Raw genomic sequence first — 6,373 nt, 5'->3', positions numbered from 1 at the left:
CCGCCAGCGCGGGCAGCATCCGCGCCCCGCTGGCGCCCGGGGCGCGGATGCTGCCCGCGCTGGCGGCCGTCTACCGGGCGCAGCTCTCGCGCGCCCGCGTGGCGCGGATCCCGCTGCTGTTCGTGGCGACCTTCCAGTCCGTCGGCATCATGGTCATGATGCGCGGCGTCGTGGACGGCGGCGACGAGGCCCGGTCCGTCGTGGCCGGCTCCAGCGTCCTGGTCGTGGCGTTCGTCGCGCTCAACCTCCTCGCCCAGTACTTCGGTCAGCTGCGCGCCGGCGGCGGCCTCGACCACTACGCGACGCTGCCGGTGCCGCCCGCCGCGGTCGTGCTGGGGGCGGCCGGGGCGTACGCGTCCTTCACCGCGCCCGGCACGCTCGTCACGGCGGTGGTGGGCAGTGTGCTGTTCAAGCTGCCGATGGCGCACCTGTGGGTGCTGGCGGCCGTGATCCCGGTGTCGGGCGCGGCCCTCGCCGGACTGGGCGCCGCCCTGGGGCTGCTGGCCCCGCGCCAGGAGCTCGCCACGCTGGGCGGCCAGCTGGGCATGTCGGCGGCGCTGCTGCTGGGCGTGCTGCCGGCCGCGCACATGCCGGCGCCGGTCGCGTTCGCGCGGGATCTGCTGCCGTCGACCTACGGCGTGGAGGCGTTCGCGCGGTCGTTCGACGCCCACCCGGACTGGCTGCTGGTGCTGGCCGACCTCGGGGTGTGCGCGGCCGTCGGCGTGGTGTCGCTGGCCGTGGCCACCTGGGCCTACCGCCGGGCGGCGGTGCGGTGACGCGCCACACCGACCCTCCTGGCGCCGGGGCGTCCGCGTCGACCTGGCACGATGGCGGGGTGACCGCACCGCTGACACCGCAGGACGACTCCTCCTCCGACGCCACCTCCGGGCCTTCCGGGCCCGTTCTCGGGGCCGACGGCGCCGAGCAGGACGACCGGGCGCGGGAGCAGGACCGCGAGCAGGACCGCGCGCGGGCCCGGGAGGAGGCGCGCGCGGAGCTGCGGCAGGCCGCCGTCGTGCTCGTGGCGGTGACGGTCGCCGGTGTGCTGATGGGTCTGCTGTGGGCGTGGCTGGCGCCCCGGGTGCCGCTGATCTCCGACGGCAAGGCCGTCTATCTGAAGAACACCGAGGGCGAGCAGGCCATCGGCGCGGACGGCTGGTTCGGGCTGCTGGGCCTGGTCCTCGGCGCGCTGAGCGCGGCCCTGGTGTTCCTCTTCCGCCGGGCCGGCGGCATCGCGATCGTCGTGGGACTGGCGGTCGGCTCGCTGCTGGCCTCGCTGGTCGCCTGGCGGCTGGGCATCCGGCTCGGCCCGACCAGTGACGTGGTGGCCCATGCCCGGGCCGTCGGCAAGGGCGTCGTCTTCGACGCGCCGCTGCGGCTGGGGGCGAAGGGGATGCTGCTGGCGTGGCCGATGGCGGCGATGGCCGCGCACCTGGGGCTGACGGCGCTGTTCGGACCGCGGGATCCCGAGCCGTCGGTCGTTCCCCACTGGCCGGAGGGGTAGCCCCGGCCCCGGACCGGGGTCCGGGGCGGAGCCCCGGCTCTACGCCGGCCTACGGCCGTGGTTGGCGCGTCCCTTCCGCAGCCTCCACCGGCGCTTGCGGGTGCGCTTCGACATGGGCGTCCCCTCCCATTCGCGGGACGCTCGAGCGGCGGCCCGCCCCTCGGTCGTAGCGAAGGGCGGGAACACCGTCAAGGCCGCGCGATCGCGGCCACCACCGCTCCCGTCAGCGCCGCCAGATCCTCCGGCGCCAGTTCGACCTCCAGCCCCCGCCGTCCCGCCGACACACAGATCGTGGGGTGCGTCCGCGCGGACGCGTCCAGCGCGGTCGGCAGCCGCTTGCGCTGCCCCAGCGGGGAGATGCCGCCCCGGACGTACCCCGTGGTGCGCTCGGCGGCGGCCGGGTCGGCCATCGCGGCCCGCTTGCCGCCGACGGCCGTGGCGAGCGCCTTGAGGTCGAGCGAGCCCGAGACCGGTACGACGGCCACGGTCAGCGCGCCGTCGACCTCGGCGACGAGGGTCTTGAAGACCTGCCCGGGGTCCACGCCCAGCGCCTCCGCGGCCTCCTCGCCGTAGGAGGGGGTGGCCGGGTCGTGCTCGTAGGCGTGGACGGTGAAGGCCGTGCCGGCCTTCTCCAGGGCGACGATCGCGGGCGTCGCGCCCGCGGCCTGCCGCTTGCCGGCGCCGTTGACCTTGCCGTTGAGTTTGCCGTTCTTCTTCGCCAAGGACTCGTCCCGTCGGCTAGTTGGGGCTGGTGGGCCGCCGGGTGAGCTCGACGGCGGGCAGGGAGGGGAGCTTGCCCATGACGGCCGTCTCGGCGCGCAGCAGCCGCAGCTCCTCCGCGAGCCGCGAGGCGGTGTCGGGCGCCTGGAGCAGCCGCTGCTTGGCCGGGGTGTCCAGCACGGCCGCGGCCGCGACCAGGTAGGACAGCACCCGGGGCTCGCCCGGCAGCTCCGCCCGGCCCGCCAGCGAGGCGTCGTTCGCCCCGGCCAGCCGCTTCTGGTAGGCGCGGAAGGCCCGGACGACGCCCGAGGCGAGCGCCCCGGCCTCCTCGCCCTGCCGCTCGGCGACGTGCTCGATCTCGGCGGTGAGATACGGGCCCGACGCGTCGACGGACAGCAGCTTGAAGCGGGTCGTGCCGGTGGCGAGGACCTCGTACGTGCCGTTGGGGCGTTCGCGGATGGTGGCCGCGTCCGCGACACAGCCCATCGCGTAGAAGGACGTGATCGGGTCGGGGCCGAAGCCGGAGGCCGGTCCCGGCTCGGGGCGGGACTCCTCCGGGAGGCCCGGGGCGCTGGGGGCCACCTCGTGGCCGTCGCGGATGGCGACGACGCCGAAGCGGCGCGGTGTGTCCTCGGGCAGCTCCGCCAGGTCGCGCATCAGCGCGCGGTACCGCCGCTCGAAGACGTTCAGCGGGAGCACGAGGCCCGGGAACAGCACCGAGTTCAGCGGGAACAGGGGAAGACGCTCGGTGGTCACGGGCGGTAAGCCTAATGGCCGTGCGGCCCGCCGGAGCGGGGATTTCTCCCGGGGCGGACCGGCCGGAGCCGCTCCGCCCCCCGGAGCCGGGTCCCGCGCGGGCCGCCGCCGGGCGCTCGGGTCACTGCCGGCGCAGCATCCGGGAGGCGCCCGCCGCGACCGTGGTGGCGAGGATCCAGCCCAGCAGGGTGAGTGCCGCGACCACCCACTGGGCGGCGCCGGTGGGCCGCCACGCGGTGCCCTGCCCCAGGTCGATGACGGGCAGCAGCAGGTCCAGGGAGTACAGCTCGGGGTTCCACGCCGGGCCCTCGCCCTCCTTCAGCGGCGCCGGCGGCCGGTAGGAGAAGTAGCAGGCGCCGATCGCCCACACCACGGCCATCCACACGGCGGCCCGGCCCGGCCGGTAGCCGTACGCCACCGTCCAGTCCTGGAGGTAGCCCCAGGCCTTGCCCGCCGGGGGCAGCGTCTCGCGTCTGCGGCGCTGCTTGGCGAGCAGGACCTCCCGCGCGTCGGCGTCCTCGCCGCTGGCGCGCAGGGCGTTCGCCAGCCGCTCGTAGGGCTCCGGCGCGTACTCCGGGGTGGCCGCCGCCACCCAGTCCAGGCGGCGGGCGAGGGGGAAGGAACCCGTCGGGACGAGGTTCTCGTAGGTGAAGCCGGCCATGGCCAGCCCGCCGGGGCCGGGCCAGCTGTCGAAGCGGTCGACCAGGTTGACCACGCGCGCCCCGGACAGCACCACCCGGCCGCGCTGCTGCCGCTCCCCGAGGAAGCGCAGCTCGGGCGTCTGCACCCGGCGCAGCGACAGCTCCTGGTCGGCCTCCATCACGAAGCGGGCCTCGCTGAGGTCCACGGCGTCGCCGAACCGCCCGTCGTCCAGGCGCGCCCCGCCCAGGCACTCGAACCGCCGCTGCCGGGCGTTCTGCTCGGGCGCGGTGGTGGCGATGCCGAACGGGGGAGTGGCGCCGCCGGCGTAGCGGGCGTAGCCGAGGCCCGCCGAGGTCAGATAGAGGGTGCGCTCGACCTTCAGCTGGGGGGCGTTGAGCGCGCGGCGGCCGAAGGGGTTGTTGAGGGTGGAGCCGCGCAGGCTCAGCGAGGCGCCGATGGTCGCGCCGCGCATGCTCAGCTCGCCGTGGGAGCGCATCATCTCGGCCTGGAGGTCCTGTCCCACGGTCATCCCGTCGGCGGCGATGGACAGCCCGCGCCGGTCGCGGCGCACCACCAGCTGGTTGAGCAGCAGGTCGGTGCCGATGTGGGCGTCCGTGAGCCGGATGCCGTGCTGGACGACGCAGCGCGGCAGATGCAGATCGCCCTCGGTGCGGATCCGGGCGGCCTCCACCCGGGGGATGGCGCAGCCGACCAGGCGCAGGGTGGAGAAGGTGCTCTCGGGCAGCAGCAGCTGCTGTTCGAACCGGCAGTTGTGGAGCTCCACATAGGGGGTGACGGTGCCGCCGGAGAGGTTCAGGGTGCCGGTGATCCGTACGCCGTTGAGTTTGAGCGCGGCCACCCGGCCGGGGTGCGGCGGCGGCCCGCCGAGCAGCAGCAGGGCCACGACCCGGGCGCGCACGGTGCGCTCGGGGCCCCAGGCGTGCTGCCCGCCGGGGTCGTTGAGCTCGGGCCGTGAGCTGCGCAGATCGAGGGTGGTGCCCTTGCGGAAGGCCTCCCACATGTCCCGTTCGGCGGTGGTCAGCTCAAGATCGGCGGGCGGTGCGCCCACGGCTCCCTCGGTCACGGTCTGCCCCCTCTCCCCGCGACGGCGGCGCGCGCACCGTCCGTGGCGCCCCGCGTACCCGCCCAATTCCCGCCGGGTGACCGTTCGAACACCGGCGGTGAGTGGCGATTGTCCGTCCACCGTCAGCCAAAGATCAACTCTTTGGCGGCATATCACTGGGTGGTACGGGGAGCGGTGCGACAGGACGGGTCTGAGACAATTGACCGCGTGATCTCCCGAATCGATCTGCGCGGCGACGCCTTCCCTGTGAACGGCATCGACCGCGACCTGCTGCCCCGTGCCGAGCTCGACGTCGAGGCCGCCCTGGAGAAGGTGCGGCCCATCTGCGACGACGTGCATCATCGCGGCACCGCGGCCCTGATCGACTACGCGGAGCGCTTCGACGGAGTGAAGATCGACCGGGTGCGGGTCCCCGCCGAGGCGATCACCAAGGCCCTGGCGGAGCTCGACCCGGCCGTGCGCGCCGCGCTGGAGGAGTCCATCCGCCGCGCCCGCCTCGTCCACCGCGAGCAGCGCCGCACCGACACCACCGTCCAGGTCGTGCCCGGCGGCACGGTCACCGAGCGCTGGGTGCCCGTCCAGCGCGTCGGCCTCTACGTCCCCGGCGGCCGGTCCGTCTACCCCTCGTCCGTCGTGATGAACGTGGTCCCGGCCCAGGAGGCCGGCGTGCCCTCCATGGCCGTCGCCTCCCCGCCCCAGGCCGACTTCGGCGGCCTCCCGCACCCCACGATCCTCGCCGCCTGCGCCCTGCTGGGCGTCGACGAGGTGTACGCGGCCGGTGGCGCCCAGGCCGTCGCCATGTTCGCCTACGGCACCGACGAGTGCCGCCCGGTCAACATGGTCACCGGCCCCGGCAACATCTGGGTCGCCGCCGCCAAGCGGCTGCTCAAGGGCCGTATCGGCATCGACGCCGAGGCCGGCCCCACCGAGATCGCCGTCCTCGCCGACGGCACCGCCGACCCGGTGCACGTCGCCGCCGACCTGATCAGCCAGGCCGAGCACGACCCGCTGGCCGCCTCGGTGCTCGTCACCGACTCCGAGGAGCTCGCGAGCGCGGTCGAGAAGGAGCTCGCCGTCCAGGTCGCCGCCACGAAGCACGTCGACGACCGGATCGTCCCGGCCCTCGGCGGCCGCCAGTCCGGCATCGTGCTCGTCGACGGCATCGAGCAGGGCCTCGAGGTCGTGGACGCCTACGGCGCCGAGCACCTGGAGATCCAGACCGCCGACGCCGCCGCCGTGGCCGCCCGCGTCCGCAACGCCGGCGCGATCTTCGTCGGCCCGTACTCCCCGGTGTCCCTGGGCGACTACGCCGCCGGCTCCAACCACGTCCTGCCCACCGGCGGCTGCGCCTGCCACTCCTCCGGGCTGTCCGTGCAGTCCTTCCTGCGCGGCATCCACGTCGTGGACTACACCCGCGAGGCGCTGGCCGACGTCGCGGGCCACGTGGTGACGCTCGCCGAGGCCGAGGACCTGCCGGCGCACGGCGCGGCGGTCAAGGCACGGTTCGACTGGAAGGTGCCGGACGGCAAGTGACGCACGTGACCGGAATCGACGACCTCCCCATCCGGGACGAACTGCGCGGCAAGTCCCCGTACGGCGCCCCCCAGCTCGACGTCCCCGTACGCCTGAACACCAACGAGAACCCCTACCCCCTCCCCGAGCCCCTC

Annotated in this window: 6 protein-coding genes and 1 pseudogene; 4 read left to right on the top strand and 3 right to left on the bottom strand. The window is 75.0% G+C overall.

Features of this window, described 5'->3' with window-relative positions:
• Positions 1 to 17: 17 nt before the first annotated feature.
• Entirely contained in the window at positions 18 to 776 is a 759-nt protein-coding gene (locus tag K6I33_RS29875; protein WP_229357668.1) for an ABC transporter permease, read from the top strand.
• Between the two features lie 221 nt (positions 777 to 997).
• Entirely contained in the window at positions 998 to 1,504 is a 507-nt protein-coding gene (locus tag K6I33_RS29870; RefSeq protein ID WP_229357667.1) for a DUF2567 domain-containing protein, read from the top strand.
• A gap of 188 nt (positions 1,505 to 1,692) precedes the next feature.
• On the opposite strand, the gene ybaK is transcribed toward K6I33_RS29870, so the two are convergent.
• The 3 genes from ybaK to K6I33_RS29855 all read right to left on the bottom strand — a co-directional run bounded on the left by ybaK (position 1,693) and on the right by K6I33_RS29855 (position 4,706).
• The gene (ybaK, locus tag K6I33_RS29865) at positions 1,693 to 2,148 is read right to left on the bottom strand and encodes a Cys-tRNA(Pro) deacylase (RefSeq protein WP_374286093.1); all 456 of its coding nucleotides are present in this window, start codon (positions 2,146 to 2,148) and stop codon (positions 1,693 to 1,695) included.
• 94 nt (positions 2,149 to 2,242) lie between these two features.
• A complete protein-coding gene (locus K6I33_RS29860) occupies positions 2,243 to 2,980 on the bottom strand; it encodes an LON peptidase substrate-binding domain-containing protein (RefSeq protein WP_229357665.1) in 738 nt (245 codons plus the stop codon).
• Between the two features lie 121 nt (positions 2,981 to 3,101).
• Entirely contained in the window at positions 3,102 to 4,706 is a 1,605-nt protein-coding gene (locus K6I33_RS29855; protein WP_229357664.1) for an oxidoreductase, read from the bottom strand.
• A 207-nt stretch (positions 4,707 to 4,913) separates the two neighbouring features.
• Here K6I33_RS29855 and hisD point away from each other — a divergent pair, with 207 nt between their 5' ends.
• Together hisD and K6I33_RS36445 are read left to right on the top strand one after the other, a co-directional pair.
• Complete coding sequence (hisD, locus tag K6I33_RS29850; RefSeq protein WP_229357663.1) at positions 4,914 to 6,239, top strand: histidinol dehydrogenase; 1,326 nt, start codon at positions 4,914 to 4,916, stop codon at positions 6,237 to 6,239.
• Between the two features lie 5 nt (positions 6,240 to 6,244).
• Positions 6,245 to 6,373 (top strand): annotated as a pseudogene (locus tag K6I33_RS36445) (histidinol-phosphate transaminase); the annotation flags it as partial.

Origin of the sequence: Streptomyces sp. UNOB3_S3 (genome assembly GCF_020740895.1) — a bacterium.
GTDB lineage: Bacteria > Actinomycetota > Actinomycetes > Streptomycetales > Streptomycetaceae > Streptomyces.
The sequence above is the reverse complement of the archived record's forward strand: the minus strand, read 5'-3'. Positions and strand labels throughout refer to the sequence as shown.